The 16,924-nt window shown below is 40.6% G+C and carries 15 protein-coding genes and 2 pseudogenes; 15 read left to right on the top strand and 2 right to left on the bottom strand.

Features of this window, described 5'->3' with window-relative positions; translation table 11 throughout:
* Positions 1 to 175: 175 nt before the first annotated feature.
* A complete protein-coding gene (locus ACTNES_RS13740) occupies positions 176 to 610 on the top strand; it encodes a hypothetical protein (protein WP_441039683.1) in 435 nt (144 codons plus the stop codon).
* 8 nt (positions 611 to 618) lie between these two features.
* On the opposite strand, the gene ACTNES_RS13745 is transcribed toward ACTNES_RS13740, so the two are convergent.
* The gene (locus ACTNES_RS13745; protein WP_441039685.1) at positions 619 to 1,050 is read right to left on the bottom strand and encodes a hypothetical protein; all 432 of its coding nucleotides are present in this window, start codon (positions 1,048 to 1,050) and stop codon (positions 619 to 621) included.
* Between the two features lie 267 nt (positions 1,051 to 1,317).
* Between ACTNES_RS13745 and ACTNES_RS13750 the strand changes: the two genes are divergently transcribed.
* On the top strand, positions 1,318 to 2,040 hold the full coding sequence (locus tag ACTNES_RS13750; RefSeq protein ID WP_441039688.1) for a hypothetical protein: 723 nt from the start codon (positions 1,318 to 1,320) through the stop codon (positions 2,038 to 2,040).
* Between the two features lie 45 nt (positions 2,041 to 2,085).
* Here the strand turns inward: ACTNES_RS13750 and ACTNES_RS13755 are convergent, their stop codons facing one another.
* A complete protein-coding gene (locus ACTNES_RS13755; RefSeq protein ID WP_118486152.1) occupies positions 2,086 to 2,442 on the bottom strand; it encodes a hypothetical protein in 357 nt (118 codons plus the stop codon).
* Between the two features lie 149 nt (positions 2,443 to 2,591).
* Here ACTNES_RS13755 and ACTNES_RS13760 point away from each other — a divergent pair, with 149 nt between their 5' ends.
* The 13 genes and pseudogenes from ACTNES_RS13760 to ACTNES_RS13820 all read left to right on the top strand — a co-directional run.
* Positions 2,592 to 2,834, top strand: a complete 243-nt coding sequence (locus ACTNES_RS13760; RefSeq protein WP_044987291.1) for a helix-turn-helix domain-containing protein — start codon at positions 2,592 to 2,594, stop codon at positions 2,832 to 2,834.
* A 111-nt stretch (positions 2,835 to 2,945) separates the two neighbouring features.
* The gene (gene lexA / locus ACTNES_RS13765) at positions 2,946 to 3,548 is read left to right on the top strand and encodes a transcriptional repressor LexA (protein WP_004612934.1); all 603 of its coding nucleotides are present in this window, start codon (positions 2,946 to 2,948) and stop codon (positions 3,546 to 3,548) included.
* A 185-nt stretch (positions 3,549 to 3,733) separates the two neighbouring features.
* The gene (locus tag ACTNES_RS13770; RefSeq protein WP_004612933.1) at positions 3,734 to 3,970 is read left to right on the top strand and encodes a hypothetical protein; all 237 of its coding nucleotides are present in this window, start codon (positions 3,734 to 3,736) and stop codon (positions 3,968 to 3,970) included.
* Between the two features lie 739 nt (positions 3,971 to 4,709).
* Positions 4,710 to 5,066 carry a helix-turn-helix domain-containing protein gene (locus ACTNES_RS13775; protein ID WP_004612932.1) on the top strand — a complete coding sequence of 119 codons (357 nt, stop codon included), beginning with the start codon at positions 4,710 to 4,712 and terminating at the stop codon, positions 5,064 to 5,066.
* A 158-nt stretch (positions 5,067 to 5,224) separates the two neighbouring features.
* Positions 5,225 to 5,365 (top strand): hypothetical protein, encoded by a 141-nt coding sequence (locus ACTNES_RS13780; protein WP_167338126.1) that lies wholly within the window; start codon positions 5,225 to 5,227, stop codon positions 5,363 to 5,365.
* A 165-nt stretch (positions 5,366 to 5,530) separates the two neighbouring features.
* The gene (locus ACTNES_RS13785; RefSeq protein ID WP_441039693.1) at positions 5,531 to 6,235 is read left to right on the top strand and encodes a sigma-70 family RNA polymerase sigma factor; all 705 of its coding nucleotides are present in this window, start codon (positions 5,531 to 5,533) and stop codon (positions 6,233 to 6,235) included.
* A 508-nt stretch (positions 6,236 to 6,743) separates the two neighbouring features.
* Positions 6,744 to 12,731, top strand: a pseudogene (locus ACTNES_RS13790) (SpaA isopeptide-forming pilin-related protein).
* A 105-nt stretch (positions 12,732 to 12,836) separates the two neighbouring features.
* Positions 12,837 to 12,995, top strand: a complete 159-nt coding sequence (locus ACTNES_RS13795; protein ID WP_167338125.1) for a hypothetical protein — start codon at positions 12,837 to 12,839, stop codon at positions 12,993 to 12,995.
* Positions 12,970 to 13,215, top strand: coding sequence for a hypothetical protein (locus ACTNES_RS13800; protein ID WP_117788142.1), 246 nt, complete (start codon positions 12,970 to 12,972; stop codon positions 13,213 to 13,215). The genes ACTNES_RS13795 and ACTNES_RS13800 overlap by 26 nt, the downstream gene beginning before the upstream one ends.
* A 58-nt stretch (positions 13,216 to 13,273) precedes the next feature.
* Entirely contained in the window at positions 13,274 to 14,134 is an 861-nt protein-coding gene (locus ACTNES_RS13805) for a DUF6017 domain-containing protein (protein ID WP_303168768.1), read from the top strand.
* Between the two features lie 20 nt (positions 14,135 to 14,154).
* Positions 14,155 to 14,673 (top strand): PcfB family protein, encoded by a 519-nt coding sequence (locus ACTNES_RS13810; protein WP_187002769.1) that lies wholly within the window; start codon positions 14,155 to 14,157, stop codon positions 14,671 to 14,673.
* Positions 14,670 to 16,565 carry a VirD4-like conjugal transfer protein, CD1115 family gene (locus ACTNES_RS13815; protein ID WP_209293313.1) on the top strand — a complete coding sequence of 632 codons (1,896 nt, stop codon included), beginning with the start codon at positions 14,670 to 14,672 and terminating at the stop codon, positions 16,563 to 16,565. Before ACTNES_RS13810 ends, ACTNES_RS13815 begins: the two co-directional genes overlap by 4 nt.
* Before the next feature lie 140 nt (positions 16,566 to 16,705).
* Positions 16,706 to 16,834 (top strand): annotated as a pseudogene (locus ACTNES_RS13820) (Maff2 family mobile element protein); the annotation flags it as partial.
* Positions 16,835 to 16,924 lie beyond the last annotated feature (90 nt).

Below are 16,924 nucleotides of genomic sequence, written 5' to 3' on the forward strand. Positions count from 1 at the left end.
CTAAGTAAACATACCTACTCATTTATCCACCAACAAAATTACGAACAACTCAGTATTTATCAGAGTTTTAAGTGTTTGAGTAGGAAAATAATGAGAAGTTAGCATTTATCTATAAAAACCTTATAATGAGCTCATGCACCAGTTGGTGTAAATTCATTGTAAGGAGGTCACAATTATGACCAAGTACAGAGAAATCATTCGCCTTACTGGCCTGGGATTCTCACAACGCGATATCATGGCTAGTTGTGGTGTCGCACAAAAAACTGTCGTCAAAGTCCAAAAACGTGCCAGAGAATTAAAACTTTCATGGCCACTTGATGAAGCAATGACTGACACAGAGCTTCAAAAGCTCATGTTCTCTAAAGAGAACAAGGTATCGCCTAATAAACGTATGCCTGACTACGACTACATCCGCAAGGAGCTACTTCGTAACGGAGTAAGTAAAAAGCTCCTGTGGACTGAATACATGGAGGATTGCCGTGCCAATGGCGAAGAACCACTCATGTATTCTCAGTTCTGCTACCACATCCAACAGGATGAGCAGAAACATCGTGCTACCATGCATATCAACCGGAAACCCGGTGAACAGGTTGAAGTTGATTGGTTATGACATTCATCTCATAACCAGTCAACTTCCATGGTTTCTCCCGGTTTACGTTTGATCCGCAGGGTTGCTTTCTTTGATGCAGCATAAGCATGGTATTTTTCATTGAATTGTGTATGCTGGTAAGGGATCGTGTGTTCTGCTTCGCATTTAGCACAGTATTCTGCCCATAAAAGGGAAAGGGTGACTCCCGGTTTGGCAAGTTCGTTGTAGACATACTCATAATCCGGGAGTCTTCTTCCATCATTTGTCCCTCTGCCCGGATAGAACAGATGCTCGATGTCATTGTTTGTCAGTGTATCCGGGATAGGCCATCCGAGGGAATGTGTTTCTGCAAGTTTGAGTACATCAGAAACTGTGTTGCGGGAACAGCATAAGCTATTAGCAATAGCTACATTGTTGAATTTCAGACTTTTCAGCCTGATGATCTCTCGATAATCGATCATGGTTATCGACCTCCTATAGTGAATTTACACATCTTCATGTGTATGGATTCATTATAGAAGATTGCACTGTAGAGCGGAAATGCCTGCACTGAAATACCGGATTTAGGTGCTCTGAATTTCCGAAAAGGTTGCACTATCTAACCGTAATATACAGTAAAGAAATAGTAAGATAAAATAGAGGCAGCTATCGGAGCATTAGTCCGGGAGCAGGGAATCCTCTGTTTTAGGTGCAAGACGATTGGATTCACATGGAAATAGGAGTTAAAAATGGCAGGAAGACCAAAAAAGAAACCAGAATATAATCCAAAACTTCAATTTGACAATTTTCTTCAAGAATTAAGAGATGCCTATGAAGAGGCAGATTCCTTAAGATCACTGGCAGATGAGTTAAATATTAGTCTGCTTAAACTTCGTAAGTTACTTATCACTGCAGATGTATTCACATCAGATATATGTACAGAAATTAATAATCTGCATCAGTCAGGAAAAAAGATTTCGGAGATTATGAAACTCACGGGTCTTTCCAGAGCATCAGTTCATTCCTATTTGCCCTACACTAAGGGACTTTATAATGCAACAGAGATAAGTCTAAATGCGGAACGATGCCGGACATATAAGATCAGACAGGAGCAGGTTCGGCTTCTAAAGGAAACACCATCAGAGGAAAATCTGTGGCAAGCGGTTATTGCATTTCAGGAGTATCCATTTAAAACGGCAACAGGATTACCGTTCCGGTATAAATTAAAGGTTGGTAAAAACGGAGAGTATAACAGAGAGTTGCTGATAGACCGGCGAGAGAAAAGTAAGAGTCTTGCCTGGAGTAGTGTGGTGCTGGCGTTTGAAAATAGTAAGAGGATTTCAGAAGAAGTGAAGAAGCCGAAGGCACTTGGAGATATTAGAGGAGTTTCATATATTTATCCGATACTATGGCGATTTGGCTTAATCCGAGTTCCGGAAGCAATAGAGAAGAAAATGGGAAAGCAGAGATAAATCCCTGCTTCATTGTCTGTAAGCGATTAGATTAACATGGATATATTAAAGAGTTTCTCGTAAAATAGAAAATGCATCAATGATTCCTTGTTTATAGGCAATCCGTATATATTCTATAGATGAAATGTTTTCAGCAGTGATAGCGGCATCAACAGTGTCCCATTGTTGAGGAGTTAGATTAAGATCCCGTATTTTTTCATTAGCTTTATTGCATTTTTTCTGAGCTTTTTGATATTTTACATCGTGCTTTATTGCAATAGGTAATGTTGTTTCCATACGAAAAGCTGCAAGCTGATCCAGAAAACTTTCTGATGATGTCAGATTGTTTTTAGGATTATGAATGAAATATTCTGTGAGTGCTTTATAGAGATTCTTTTTTAGTTTCTGTTCTTTTTTGCTCATTAGATAAATTCCTCCTTAAAGTTGTACAAGTAAATAACGGTATAACGTTAATTTATCATCGGTTTGCAGAAATGTCAACGGTATACCGTTAATAAATGAAGGGGAAATCATTTATACTGAATATATATTGTGATTTAAGGAGAATTTGCATGACGTATTCAGATGCCATAATAAAGAGATTAACTGATCTGTGTGTTGAGAGAGGGATAACGACAAATAAACTTGCTACATTGTCAGGGATTACGCAATCAACGCTTAATAGTATGATGAGAGGAGAAACAAAGAATCCAAAGCTGAAGACTTTGCGTAAGATTGCTATGGGATTTAATATGACTGTTTCTGAGTTACTGGATTTTCCAGAAATGAACGAAATGGAATTTGAGGATGAATGAAAGAAAATATGTTCGGAAAATTGAAAAAACATATTGACTTACGAAAATTTGTTCGGTATAATTATTTCTATCAGAAACGCAACGTTTCCGATAGAAAGGTAAGGTGAAAAGATGCGGCATAAAAGCGAAGAATTGATGAAGCAGATTATGGATTATGCAGAACAGTTTCAGTTGCTGAATCATCGTTCACCTTATACCAGCGAAATCGCAGATGCGCTCGGTATAGTCAAGAGTACAGTATACAAGTACCTTGTTGCTATGAATGACAGAGGAATGTTAAGCTACCGCAATGGGGAGATTGTTACTGAGAGAACGAATAAAATATCTCTACTTACGAAGCCGGCGGCAGTACTTGGGTCAGTATCCTGTGGTATGCCGCAACTGGAGGAAGAGTATATTGAGGAATATGTTTCTCTTCCTGTTTCATTATTTGGAGAGGGTGAGTTCTTTATCTTGCGGGCCAGTGGAGATTCTATGATTGGAGCAGGTATCAACAGTGGAGATATGATTGTAATTCGGAAGCAGAATACAGCTTCGGATGGAGACATTGTTGTAGCACTTGTAGATAATGAATCCACATTAAAGCGGTTTTTCCTTGATACAGAAAGAAGGTGTGTACGGTTGCATCCGGAGAATCCGAAGTACCCGGATATTTATACACAAAATTGTACTGTTCAGGGTGTTGCTGTTCATGTGATCAAGTCATTGGAGTAGATGACATGAACAGTAGCAGGTGTAGGTTGCGATGAGATTGTCAGAGCCAATCCCAGGGGAAGATCATATAGCAGGTGGCATGGCTTCGGTGCTACGGAATCGCCTGCTATTAACTCATCAACGGTTTTCATTTCCCTTATCCGTTTGAGTGATAGTTTGTGTAGATATTACTTGGAGGATTATTGATGAGCAAAGAACCATTATTTGTTACATGCCCGGTATGCGGCAAAGTGAACCAGAAAAGCCTTTTTACCTATTCAGAGGTGCGTTGCCAGAGATGTCATAGAGAGCTGACAGCATTTGCAGATTTGGGTGTAGTTGTTGGCATTGATATGAATAAGAAGCGGTCGAAGGAAGAAGTTGATCGCTTAGAGATGTATATGTCACATCTGGTAGGAGTTCTCCGGGATACGGAAGAATGAGAAGAAGTAAAGTATAGTGATACAATTTAATATGCAGGAATGAGAATATCCGTGAATCTGTAATATTAGACGGCAGGAATCTTCACATACAGCATGGATATTCAAGAGTTTGCTGAACGTGTTGGAGATGGCACAGAAACATCAGGAACCCGGCAAAACATATGCAGGAAGTTTATGGAGATAGTATACCTATATATTATCAACATAGCGATTAAGCATAGTGTTTTGTCGGGTTTTCTTTTTTTAAGTAGTGATTAAATCATTTAAACACTAGACAAAAAATAATAAGTATGTTAATCTATTTCTAACTACCACATAACTTCAAATAACTTTATTTTTTTCGGTAGTTAATGACTTATTAATTCCAAAATTTTATAGCAGGAGGGATATAACAATGCGACAATGAAATTAAGGATTAGATTAATTTTTATGGACGTATTTTAAGATTTTTGGAAATATTTTTATTCAGTTGAGATTTGTGAGGGGTATCAAACTCCGTATATGTAATAGATATAACCCTAAAGCAAATAATTAGAAAAATTTAGTCAAAGAAATGGATTAAAAAATTGGTACAGCATCTAATAAATCGCTGCACTAAGATGGCAACAATTTATTAGGTGCTGTACCAAAAATATGATTGTAAGGATGATTAGTGTAATATTACGCTAGAAGTCTGCCCATTTTTAGATTAAATCTAATTATTTGCTTTGGGGTTATTTTTTATTTACAAAGGAGGTGAATGGTATTGCCACAAGTCTCAAAATCTGAAAACTTACAGGAAGTCGGAAGGAAGATCAGACATTACAGAGAAAAGAAAAAGATGTCTCAGCTTGAACTTGCTGAGGCAATAGGTGTAACACAGAATACCATTTACCTAATAGAAACAGCTCAATCAGAAATGAAATTGGAAAAGCTGTTTCGTATAGCCGAAGTACTGGATGTTACACCAAACAAATTATTGCCGGGTGAGGCAAAGACAGCATCTAATAAATTTTTTGAATTTGAACATATGATGAAACAATTAAGTGAGGCAGATCAAGAACTTATTTTTAATATGGTAATGCCCTGTATGAAGCGGCTTTTACCAAATACATAGTGATATAAGTAATCTTTTTTATAGAGATTATTTATATCACTTTTTTTATGTCAACATTGCAGATTGTGAAATAATAAAAAATTACATTATGGGCTGTGAAGAGTTTCGGACAGATGTTTGTTAGAATTTTATTACATCAAATGGAGGAGGAAAAGCTCATGACGCAGGAAGAATTGGAGTTTCGCCGCAGGTGTCCCTACGATGCCTTTGGTGATTATTCAGATGTATTAAAGGAAATCCGTCAGAAAGAAAAAGAGAACAAGACGGATACCGTATCAGTAGTAAATAGAAGTAAATAATGTTGGTTGAATCTTAACACTGTGATTGTGCAGCAGATTTTTCCATACAGAAGGCAGCAGGTTGGAGCTTCGGTTCCGCTAATAAAAAAAATTAGCGGAATCGGGGTCTATTTAGCTTAGCTGCCTTTCTTTTTGTCACCGGTTTCTGCGGGAAAGGTGGCAATTATGCTGACATTAAGAACATTGAAAGAACTGATCGACACACCAAAGAGAGGAGAGAAACTTCCTACACCGAAGCAGCTTCGTACAGGGGAATCACCGGTAGTTGCTCATAAAACAACAGGAGCAGGTGTGAATGAGGTACATATTATCGTATATCAGTCCGGATATGCGGTTTATGGTATCGGAAACAGAGCAACGGTATTCCCGGTAAATCTGGAACTTGGTTATGGTTATTCTTCTGTGACAGAAAAGAAGAGAAAAGAAGATGAGAAGTATAATACCTGGAATCCAGAGACAGGACTTCGTGAGAAGAAGTATTTCTGTGAATTAGAGGAAAGCTTTTTTGAAAAGGAAGAATGGTATCTGCGTCTGATGCTGATTGGCGAGGACCGGCTGGCACATAATCTGGCTACTCGTGATCGGGGACGCTGCATTTCATTCAATGGCATTTCTGAGGATTTTGAAGGAATGGAAGATGAATTGATGGATGTAGAAGAACGTGTGAACCGTCAGCAAATTGCAGAAGAGATGATGAGTGTACTTAGTAATAAGCAGAAAAAAGTAGTTCAGGAATTTTACTGGAATCAGAAAACACATAAACAGATTGCAAAGGAAAATGGAGTAAAGAGAAATGCCGTAACAGAAATATTGAAATATGCTCTTAATAAAATAGAGAAAAATTATGATGAAGATGGCAAAAAAAGATAAGTAAAATGAGAAGGGGAAGCTGCATGTGTAAAGCAGTTTCCCTGTAAGTTAATTTTCAATTCTAAATAGCATTCATATTCTAAAAAATTTTTTTGAAATTTTTCTGACCTTTTGCCCTCTGCCGCCTGTGATTAGTGGAAAGAGGGCAAAGTCATTCAAGACAACATTTCTAAATGATTTAATCCCAATCCGCCGTACCTTGATAACTGAATAAAAGGTCAGGAGAGGATGAAAGCTCAGCTACGCATTTTGCGGCCAGTGGAAGTTCTCTTCTGATCGGAAATGCTCAATCCTTATTTTTGTTATGCCCGGTTCGCCGGGCGATGACAGTAGACCATGCGTCGGAGCTTTTGCTTTTGCAGGTTCCGGCGTATGACTGTGCTGTCATCAGTAATGATTTTGGCACAAATAATTTAAAATGGGGTGATGCCTATGATTTGATTGTATCAGACAGGTGAAAGCCTGTAAACCGGTAACAGAAAAAATAAAGCAAAGTGAGGTATTGAGAATGAAAGGGACATTGAAAAGAGTAATGTCTGGCGTATTATCTGTTATTACGATTGCAAGTGCTGTGGCACAGCCAATAACTGCTTATGCAGCAGAACCGGAAAAGGCAGCATCGTCTTTTGAAGCACAGTATCCGGAACTGGAAACAGTGAAAGATAAACTGGCTGAGGATGAGATTTTAATTGCCAATGATTACAGCATTGATTATGGTTCTGATTTTGACATTAAGGTGGATTTTTCCGGTATTGAAGGAATCAATGATGCCAAAGTGAAAGTAGAGCTGTATGAAGCGAAGAATGAAGCAGGAGATGATTTTGACACATACCAGGCAGATACCTATAAAGCAGTTTATAAGGTAGAACCGGTCAGTGGAAATCCTTCTTATCGTATCAGCCGAAATGTAACCGTAAAAGAGCCGGAAACGGAACAGCTGACAGAACCAAATACTTCTGAAAATACCGTCGGTGAAGGAAATGCTGGCGAGACAGAAGATTCTGGTAATGCGGAAGAAGATGCCGATGCAGAAGGGCAGACGGAAATAGTAACAGATCTGGCAGAAGAGGAGGAAGTCACAACAGATGAAGAGTCTGGATTAACTGTTTCTGAAGTAATGTATCAGGCAGAGGATAGTGGTATTGACCTTTATTCAATGGAGGAAGGGGAAGCGGTTACTTTTATGGCAAGGGAAGCATCAACCCGAAGTACCAAGAAAGTAACAGTAACCAGAGGAGACTGCTATCAGTATTCAGATTATGGGTATGGAAGCTATCTGACGTATAAGTACACCGTGAAGTTTGGAAATGTTTCTGCAACCGCTTATTGTATCCAGCCGGAGAAATCCAGTCCTGGAACCGGAACATACGATATTACAAAGCTGAGTGATGGGAAAAAGCTGGCTAAGGTTTGTTATTATGGAACGAAGGCCGCAGGTGATGAAGGATTCTTTACAGAAGAGAACGGTTATGGCAATTTAAGTGCTGGTGCCAGATTTATTCTGGTTCATCTTGCTGCGTCATATGCAAATGGAGGAGATTCCGCTTTTTCCGGAGCAAGCAGCAAAGCAAAAACACTTGCTATGAAACTGTATAACTACTGTATTTCACAGCCAGAGATCCCGGATGTTGATATGAGTTTTTCAGATGCAAATGTAACTGCTTATGTAGATGGCAACAGTCAGAGAACAAAGGAGATTACATTTAAGGCAGACAAACTACAGAGTATCACGATGAAACTTCCAAGTGGCGTGAAGCTTCATAATGTAACAACCGGAAAGACAAGTAAGGCCGGGGAAGCCGTAGAGATCATTGGTGGAACGAAATTTTATTTATCAGCACCATTGACACAGGTGCAGGATGTTGCAGGAAGCTGGTCAGCTACGATGAAAGGAAGCGTAACCAAAGACTATTCTGCTTATAAGATCAGCACAGGGTCAGGTTCACAGGACTTAGCACTGGTATTTGGTGAAGGTGTGGATGATGAGAAATATGTGGATTTTAAAGTAACCTGGGTACAGTACGCAAGCGTTAAGGTGATTAAGAAAGATGCCAAGGCGAATGCGAAGCTGGCCGGGGCAGTGTTTGGCTTATACAGCGATGCTAATTGTACGAAGCTGATCACAAAGTTACCGGCAACAGATGCAAATGGTGAAGCGTCTGTACAGATCATTAAGACACAGGATACCGTATATCTGAAAGAGATTACAGCTCCAAGCGGATACCGTATCAATGCAACCGCTTACAATGTGAAACTGGAAGTCAGCAAGACCACAACCGTTACAGTTCCAGATGAAGAACAGCTGGGACAACTTACCATTTATAAAGAAGGTGAGGTACTTGTTGGTGCTGACGTAACAGAGAACGGTACAACATTTAAGTATGAGAAACGCAGACAGAAAGGTGCGGTTTACGATGTGTATGCCGGAGCAGATATTAAAACTGCCTATGGCACAAAAGTTTACAGCAAGGGCGATCTGGTAAAAGAAAATCTGACAACAGATACAAATGGAGCCATCGTTCTTAAAAATCTGCATCTTGGTACATATGTTGTAAAGGAAAAGCAGGCTCCGACAGGATTTTATAATGCTGGAGAGGAGAAGAAAGTGACTCTTTCTTATGCCGGACAGAATGTGGATGTTGTTTTCTCTGAGACAACCTTTACGAACGACAGACAGAAAGCAGAAGTGATTGTTACAAAACAGGATGAAGATACAGAAAATCCTCTGGATGGAGGAATCTTTGGACTTTATGCTGCAAGTGATATTACCAATGCGGATGGTACAGTTGTTGTGAAGAAAGGTACGCTGATCCAGAAAGTGACAACAGGAGCAGACGGTACAGCAAAGTTTATAGCAGATCTGCCACTTGGATTTTCTTATGATGTGAAGGAAGTGCAGGCTCCGGAAGGTTATGTGAGAAATACAGAAGATGTTTATACGTTTGCTCTCTCATATACAAATGATAAAGAGGCAAAACAGACATTTAAGCATACATTCAAAAATGAGCGTGTGACAGCTAAGATTTCTTTGCAGAAGCAGGATAAAGAAACCAAAAAGGCAGTTCCACAGGGCGATGCTACTTTGGAAAAAGCAGTGTACGGACTTTATGCCCGTGAGGATATTGTGCATCCGGACGGTGCGACTGGTGTGGTCTATAAAGCAGGAGAACAGGTTGCCACTCTTACGACAGATAAGAATGGACAGGCTTCTGTGGATGGATTATATCTTGGAAATTACTATGTAAAAGAGATCACTCCTCCAACCGGTTATCTGGCAGATGAGGAAGAACATGATCTGGTCTGCAATTACGAGGGGGACCTTGTAGCAGAAGTAAAACGTGATTGTCTGTCTCTGGAGCAGGTGATGAAACAGCCATTCCAGATCATTAAAGCAGCGAACAATGGAAAGACCGATGTAGACTTACTGAAAGGGGCAGGATTTACCGCTTATCTGGTATCTTCCCTGAAAGTAAATGAAGATGGCAGCTATGATTTTGATTCTGCCAAACCAGTAGTGATCGGAGAAAACAGTGCAACGGAAATTTTTACAGACGAGAAAGGTTATGCCTGCAGTATTGCAATTCCTTATGGAACATATATTGTCCGTGAGACAACAACTCCGCATAACTATACTCCGGTAGATGATTTCATTGTACAGATTACAGAGAACCATCCAGGCACTCCGCAGGTGTGGAGAGTGATGCTGGATAAAGAATTTGAAGCGAAGCTGAAAATCATCAAACAGGATGACGAGACAAAGAAAGTAGTGCTTCAGAAGAATACAGAGTTCAAGATTTTCAACATGGACACTGAGAAATATGTGGAGCAGGTAACGACTTATCCGACTACAGTAAAACATAAATCCTATTTTACAGATGAGCAGGGATATTTGATCCTTCCGCAGAATCTTAAAATCGGGCATTACCGCATTGAGGAAGTAAACGCACCTTATGGATATACTCTGAATGAGAATTACTATGAGGTGAATGTAGATTCCAACACTGCATATCAGATGGACGGAACTTCTGGCGATGTCATTATTGAGATCGCTTATGAAAACCATCCGGTCAAAGGGGAACTGAACATTGTAAAGCAGGGTGAAGTTCTGAATGGATTTAAGGATGATTTCACTTACCAGAAAGAAAATCTGGAAGGTGCAGTTTTTGAAGTATATGCAGCTGAGGACATTTACACAGCAGATTTCCAGAAAGATGACCAGGGCAGCCGTATTCTGGAATATGCTTCTGGAGCATTAGTGGGAACGGTTACGACCGATAAAGACGGAAAGGCTCAGATTGCTGACCTTCCGCTTGGAACGTATAAGGTTGTCGAAAAGACAGCACCAGAGGGCTTTGTGTTAAACGAAGAGGCACAGACTGTTACTTTCTCTTACAAAGGCCAGAAAACACCAGTGATCGGGCAGACAGCAGCTTTTGAGAATGACCGTCAGAAAGTAGAGGTATCCGTGGTAAAACAGGATGCTGAGAATGAGACGGTTGTAGCAGGTGCAGAATTTGGACTTTATGCAAAGGAAGATATTCTTGCTCATGGAGAAGTAGCTGTGAAAGCAGACACTCTGCTTGGAAAAGCAGTCAGCAATGAAGATGGAAAGGCAGTATTTGAACTGGATCTTCCATTCGGAAGCTACTATATCAAAGAGCTTGCGGCTCCTGCCGGTTATGTATCTTCATTTGAGACATTGGAAGTAACTGCGAAATATCAGGGACAGGATGTGAAAGTGGTAAAACTGGAATCTATATTTAAGAACCAGCCAACAAAAGTAACATTCAAGAAGTCAGATATTACTACAGGAGTAGAACTTTCTGGTGCCACTCTTACAGTGCTTGATAAAGATGGAAATGTGGTAGATACATGGAAATCTGTAAAAGGGGAAGAACATCTGATTGAACGACTGACTGCAGGGGAGACTTATACACTTCGTGAAGAAATGGCTCCTTATGGTTATCTGATGGCAGAAGAAATCATATTTACTGTGGAGGATACTGCAGAAATTCAGAAGGTGGAAATGAAAGATGACGTACCGACTGGAACACTGATCATCAATAAAAAAGGTGAGTTCCTGGACAAAGTATCTGTACTGGATTCCGTTGGTGGCTGGATTAAGCACCTGTTTGAATATTTCTCTGGTTCCTTGAAAGAGGTTACTTTTGAAGTTTATGCCTTAGAGGATATTAAAGCGGCTGATGGTGAGAGTGAGGATTATTATAAAAAGGATGTACTGGTAGCAACCATTACAACGGATGAGACTGGTGTGGCAAAACTGACTGATCTTCCTCTTGGCAAATACTATGTCAAAGAGAAAGAGACAGCAAACGGTTATGTTCTTGATGGAGAAACCCGTGAGGTTGACCTGACTTACCGTGATTAGAATACTGCGGAAGTTACTTACTCTGCGGACTGGCAGAACAAACGTCAGAAGGCAGAAGTGAAAGTGCTGAAAAAAGCGAAAGATTCTGACCGTGTACTGGAAGGAGCCGTATTTGCTCTGTGCAATAAGGATGATATTGTCAATGCAAAAGGTGATGTAATCCTGAAAGCGGATACGGTGATTGAGGAACAGGCTACAGATAAAGATGGAAAACTGACTTTTACTGCGGATCTTCCTCTTGGTCATACCTACTATGTGAAGGAAACTTCACCAGCACAGGGATTTGCGACCACAGATCAGGTACAGGAGTTTACTTTTGAGTATGGTGGGGCTGAAAAAGAGACTCTTTCCTGTGAGTTTACTTTTGAAGATGAGGCAACAACCGTAGAATTTACCAAGACATCTCTGACGGATGGAAAAGAGATTGAGGGAGCAAAACTGAAAGTGACCGATGAAAGTGGAAATACCGTGGATGAATGGACTTCCGGAAAAGAGCCACATATCATTAAAGAACTGACAGTTGGTAAGAAGTATACCATGACAGAGACACTTCCAGCGGATGGCTATGTTACAGCAGAGAGCATTACCTTTACGGTTGAAGATACCAGTGAGGTACAGAAGGTGGAAATGAAGGATGATGTGACAAAAGTGCAGATTTCCAAGACTGATATTTCTGGTAAGGAACTGCCAGGAGCAAAACTGACAATCCTTGATAAAGATGGAAAGACAGTAGAGAGCTGGACATCTGAGGAAAAACCACACTATATTGAAATGCTTCCGATTGGAGAATATACACTTCGGGAAGAGACTGCACCGGATGGATACCTGGTAGCAGAAGATGTGAAGTTTACAGTAAAAGATACAGGAGAGATTCAGAAAGTAGTGATGAAGGACGAAGTGAAGCCGACGGAAACACCAACAGAGACTCCAGAGGAAACACCAGAAACAACATCAACACCAGAAACAAAAGATACTGAGACAACAAAGACATCTACTTCACCGAAGACAGGAGATAACACACCGATCCTTTTCTGGATCCTGCTTGCAGGAGTTGGAATGGCAGGAGTCGGAGGTACTGTGATTCTCCGCAAAAAGAAGAAAAAATAAGAGATCCTAAGATTTCTTAAAGAGGAAGAGGGCATTTATGGACAAGTGTTTCATAGATGCCCTTTTTGCCAATACTGATAAAAAAGTGAAGGGAGAAGAAATGGGATGAAAACAGTATTGATCGTTGCAGGGATTATCGTATTCCTGGTATATGGGTTTGTTTTATACTGCTGCATAAGAGTTGGAAAGGAATCCGATGAACAGTATAACAAGCTGAGAGAAGGAAAGGAGCAGGAAGATGACAGAAGTAGGGTATGCAAGTGATAAGCCTTCGGACTGTGCGTATTGTTACTTCTTTAGTGCAGGGAGAAAGAAATGCAAAAGGAAAGAATGTTTTTATCGTATTTCTTCTCCGCCACTTCGCAGGAAGGTAACTCACTGGGAGCCATGTGAAGGCTGTCCTTATGGAAAACATACTCCCTGTCTGGGTTACTGCATTGTGAAGGCTATGAAAGAAGTGAAGGAACATCGGAACACAGGATAATACATATGAATTTCCGTATCATTACGGTGAAGAAGCGGAGTCCTATTCTTTTTACCGTGTGCCTAAAGTCCTTTTTACCAATACGCAGTTTAAGAGCCTTTCCTGTGAAGCGAAATTGCTTTATGGACTTTTGCTTGACCGTATGCAGCTATCTATAAAGAACCGGTGGCTGGATGAAGAGGGAAAGGTATATATCTATTTTTCCCAGGAGCAGATCTCCGGCATGATGGGATGTGGCTTGAAAAAGGTAGGGAATCTGTTAGCAGAGCTTGACAGTCGGAAAGGAATTGGATTGATTACGAGGATACGGCAGGGGTTAGGAAGACCGGATAGGATTTATGTACGCAAATGTACGCAACAGGATATGTATAAAAGGAATATCCAGACACGTCAAAATGACATTTCTGGAAATGCCAAAATGACAGGTACGGATATGTCAGAAATGCCGGGTAATGATACTGAGGATAATAAGACTGAAATAAGTGACACTGATAGGAGTGATACTGAGTATCTTTCTTTCTATTCTGAAGAGAGTGAAGAAATGCACAGGAAACGAATGGAAAGAGAGGTATACCACCAGATGATCTTGACTAACATTGGGTATGAATATCTGGTTGATGTGTATAACCGGGATATGCTGAACGAGATTGTGGAACTGATTGTGGATACTGTCTGTTCCGAACAGGAAATGATACGGATAGGTGGGGACAGAAAGCCAAAGGATGTGGTTAAAAGTCAGTTTTTGAAACTAAATTCTGAACACATCCGGTTTGTCCTGAAATGCTTGAAGGAGAACACCAGTAAGGTAATCAATATCCGGCAGTATTTACTGACAGTTTTATATAACGCACCACTTACGATCAGCAATTATTATTCCGCACTGGTACAGCACGATATGTATGGTGACAGTGAAGAATAAGGAAAGGAGGAGTGAGATAAGTGCAGGATGAAGTAAATGAAAAAACCGTATCGCTTTGTATCCGATGTGGGAAGGTTACTGCGAATCTGTTAAAGGCAGCAATGAAAAAAGCTCTTACTAAGATGGAACAGGAGAAACAAAAGCTGCAGGGGCAGAAACAGCCTAAGCAGGATAAAGAGGATAAAACCTATAAGGGAAAGCAGAGTATGGATAAGCTGATGAAGCAGAATGTACAGCTTTCCAATATTGAGATCACGGATGGAAATATCAAATCGTTTGAGCGTGTAGCCAAAAAGTACAGCATTGATTTCAGCCTGAAAAAAGATGTGAACGCTGATCCGCCAAGATATTATGTGTTCTTTAAAGCCAGAGATGCAGATGTAATGACTGCGGCTTTTAAAGAATATACAGGACAATCGCTGAACAAGGATAAAAAGCCATCTGTAAGGAAAAAGCTTCAGCAGGCGATTTCCAAGTCGCTTAAAAAGCACAGAGAACTGGAGAAAACAAAAGGAAAGGAGAAAGAGCCGTCATTATGAGCAGATTACAGAAGTTGCTTGGTGTAGGAAAAGGATACTTGGAGAGATTACCGCCGGTGGATGTACATAAGCTGCTTCGGATCATTCTGCTGAATCTTCCGTATATCATGATTTTTTATGTGGGAAATAAGCTGGCATGGTTGTATCAATACTGTGCAGGTAATTCCATGATAGAAAGACTGATGGTGCTGATCTTGAATTTCCAGCTGGCATTTAGCAGGATTCTTCCAAGTATGCATAAAAATGAATTGCTGGTTGGGTTGACCGGAGCCGTGGGAGTGAAGCTCATGGTTTATCTAAAAGGGAAAAATGCCAAAAAGTTCCGGCAGGGAGTGGAGTATGGTTCGGCTAGATGGGGGACAGCAAAAGACATTGCACCCTTTATCGACCCAATATTTGAGAACAATATTCTCCTTACCATGACCGAACGGCTGACTATGAACGGCAGACCCAAGAATCCGAAATTTGCAAGGAACAAGAACGTGATTGTAATTGGCGGATCTGGTTCCGGAAAGACCCGGTTTTATGTAAAACCAAATCTGATGCAGATGGGAAAATATATCAGTTATGTGGTCACGGACCCCAAGGGAACGATCATCATTGAGTGCGGAAAGATGCTGGTACGGCATGGATATAAAGTGAAAGTATTGAATACGATCAATTTTTCCAAGAGTATGCATTATAACCCGTTCCACTATATCCATTCAGAAAAAGATATTCTGAAACTGGTGAATACTATCATGGTAAACACCAAAGGGGAAGGGGAGAAGTCCAGTGAGGATTTCTGGACGAAGGCAGAAAGGCTTCTGTACTGTGCATTGATTGGCTATATCTGGTATGAAGCACCGGAGGAGGAACAGAACTTTGCAACGCTGCTTGAATTTATCAACGCATCGGAAACAAGGGAAGATGATGAGACATTTAAAAATGCAGTAGATATGCTGTTTGAGGAACTGGAGAAAGAAGAACCGGAACACTTTGCAGTACGTCAGTATAAGAAATATAAATTAGCCGCCGGCAAAACAGCGAAGTCGATTCTGATTAGCTGTGGAGCCAGACTTGCTCCATTTGATATTGCGGAGCTTCGTGAGATCATGAGCTATGATGAAATGGAACTGGATATGGTAGGAGATCAGAGGACAGCATTGTTTATCATTATTTCAGATACCGATGATACGTTTAACTTTGTTGTGGCAATGATGTACAGCCAGTTATTTAACCTGTTATGTGACAGGGCAGACGATGTACACCATGGACGATTACCATATCATGTCAGAATATTAGCTGATGAATTTGCAAATATCGGACAAATCCCGAAATTTGACAAGCTGATCGCAACTATTCGTAGCCGTGAGATTTCAGCATCCATTATCCTCCAGTCGCAGTCACAGCTCAAGACCATCTATAAAGATGCTGCTGAAACTATTTTAGGTAACTGCGATACGATGTTGTTCCTTGGCGGCAAGGAAAGTTCTACATTAAAGGAGATTTCCGAGACACTGGGAAAGGAAACGATTGATTTATACAACACTTCTGATACCCGTGGACAGAGCCGTTCTTATGGGATGAATTATCAGAAAACAGGAAAGGAATTGATGAGCCGGGACGAGCTTGCGGTCATGGATGGCAGTAAATGTATCCTGCAGCTTCGAGGTGTCAGACCGTTTTTCAGTGACAAGTTTGATATTACCAAGCATAAACGATATAAGGAATTGTCGGACTATGATAAGAAAAATGAATTTGATGTGGAGGCGTATATGCGGCATCGGATGGAAGTGAAGCTGACAAGGACACAGGAGTTTGACCTGTATGCCTTTTCAGAGGAAAGTCTGGCAGAAGAATTAAATACAGAAAACAAGGAAGCAGGGCATGTGAAAGATTTGGACACATAGCTCTTTTTCTTTGCCCTTATAGGGAGGTGATGGATTTGAGAGATCATGAAAGGCCGCCCATAAGGGCAGAGCCGGAAGAGACTTCTTAAAACATAGATAGAAACTGATAAAAAGCAATGATTTGAAAGGAGACAACGACTATGGCGTTTTTTAATCAGGCAATTAATATTTTACAGACTCTTGTAGTAGCGATCGGAGCTGGTCTTGCAGTATGGGGTGTTATCAACCTGCTGGAAGGTTACGGAAACGACAATCGTGCGACACGTTCGTAAGTGAAAAGCTTGCGCACAAAGTCGAAGGGCAATTGTAGCCCGAAACTTTGGAGAACTGATATTCCGATGGGTGAAATGAGGGGGTAA

Source organism: Blautia sp. HCP3S3_D9, from assembly GCF_052063845.1.
Taxonomy (GTDB): Bacteria; Bacillota; Clostridia; order Lachnospirales; family Lachnospiraceae; genus Blautia_A.

What these genes read in the sequence shown, in the direction of transcription:
- ACTNES_RS13815 (WP_209293313.1), top strand. Translation starts at nt 14,670, where the DNA reads ATGAGCAGATTACAGAAGTTGCTTGGTGTAGGAAAAGGATACTTGGAG.
- ACTNES_RS13785 (WP_441039693.1), top strand. Translation starts at nt 5,531, where the DNA reads ATGCTGACATTAAGAACATTGAAAGAACTGATCGACACACCAAAGAGA.
- ACTNES_RS13800 (WP_117788142.1), top strand. Translation starts at nt 12,970, where the DNA reads ATGACAGAAGTAGGGTATGCAAGTGATAAGCCTTCGGACTGTGCGTAT.
- lexA (WP_004612934.1), top strand. Translation starts at nt 2,946, where the DNA reads ATGCGGCATAAAAGCGAAGAATTGATGAAGCAGATTATGGATTATGCA.
- ACTNES_RS13775 (WP_004612932.1), top strand. Translation starts at nt 4,710, where the DNA reads ATGGTATTGCCACAAGTCTCAAAATCTGAAAACTTACAGGAAGTCGGA.
- ACTNES_RS13770 (WP_004612933.1), top strand. Translation starts at nt 3,734, where the DNA reads ATGAGCAAAGAACCATTATTTGTTACATGCCCGGTATGCGGCAAAGTG.
- ACTNES_RS13750 (WP_441039688.1), top strand. Translation starts at nt 1,318, where the DNA reads ATGGCAGGAAGACCAAAAAAGAAACCAGAATATAATCCAAAACTTCAA.
- ACTNES_RS13780 (WP_167338126.1), top strand. Translation starts at nt 5,225, where the DNA reads ATGACGCAGGAAGAATTGGAGTTTCGCCGCAGGTGTCCCTACGATGCC.
- ACTNES_RS13760 (WP_044987291.1), top strand. Translation starts at nt 2,592, where the DNA reads ATGACGTATTCAGATGCCATAATAAAGAGATTAACTGATCTGTGTGTT.
- ACTNES_RS13795 (WP_167338125.1), top strand. Translation starts at nt 12,837, where the DNA reads ATGAAAACAGTATTGATCGTTGCAGGGATTATCGTATTCCTGGTATAT.
- ACTNES_RS13755 (WP_118486152.1), bottom strand. Translation starts at nt 2,442, where the DNA reads ATGAGCAAAAAAGAACAGAAACTAAAAAAGAATCTCTATAAAGCACTC.
- ACTNES_RS13740 (WP_441039683.1), top strand. Translation starts at nt 176, where the DNA reads ATGACCAAGTACAGAGAAATCATTCGCCTTACTGGCCTGGGATTCTCA.
- ACTNES_RS13745 (WP_441039685.1), bottom strand. Translation starts at nt 1,050, where the DNA reads ATGATCGATTATCGAGAGATCATCAGGCTGAAAAGTCTGAAATTCAAC.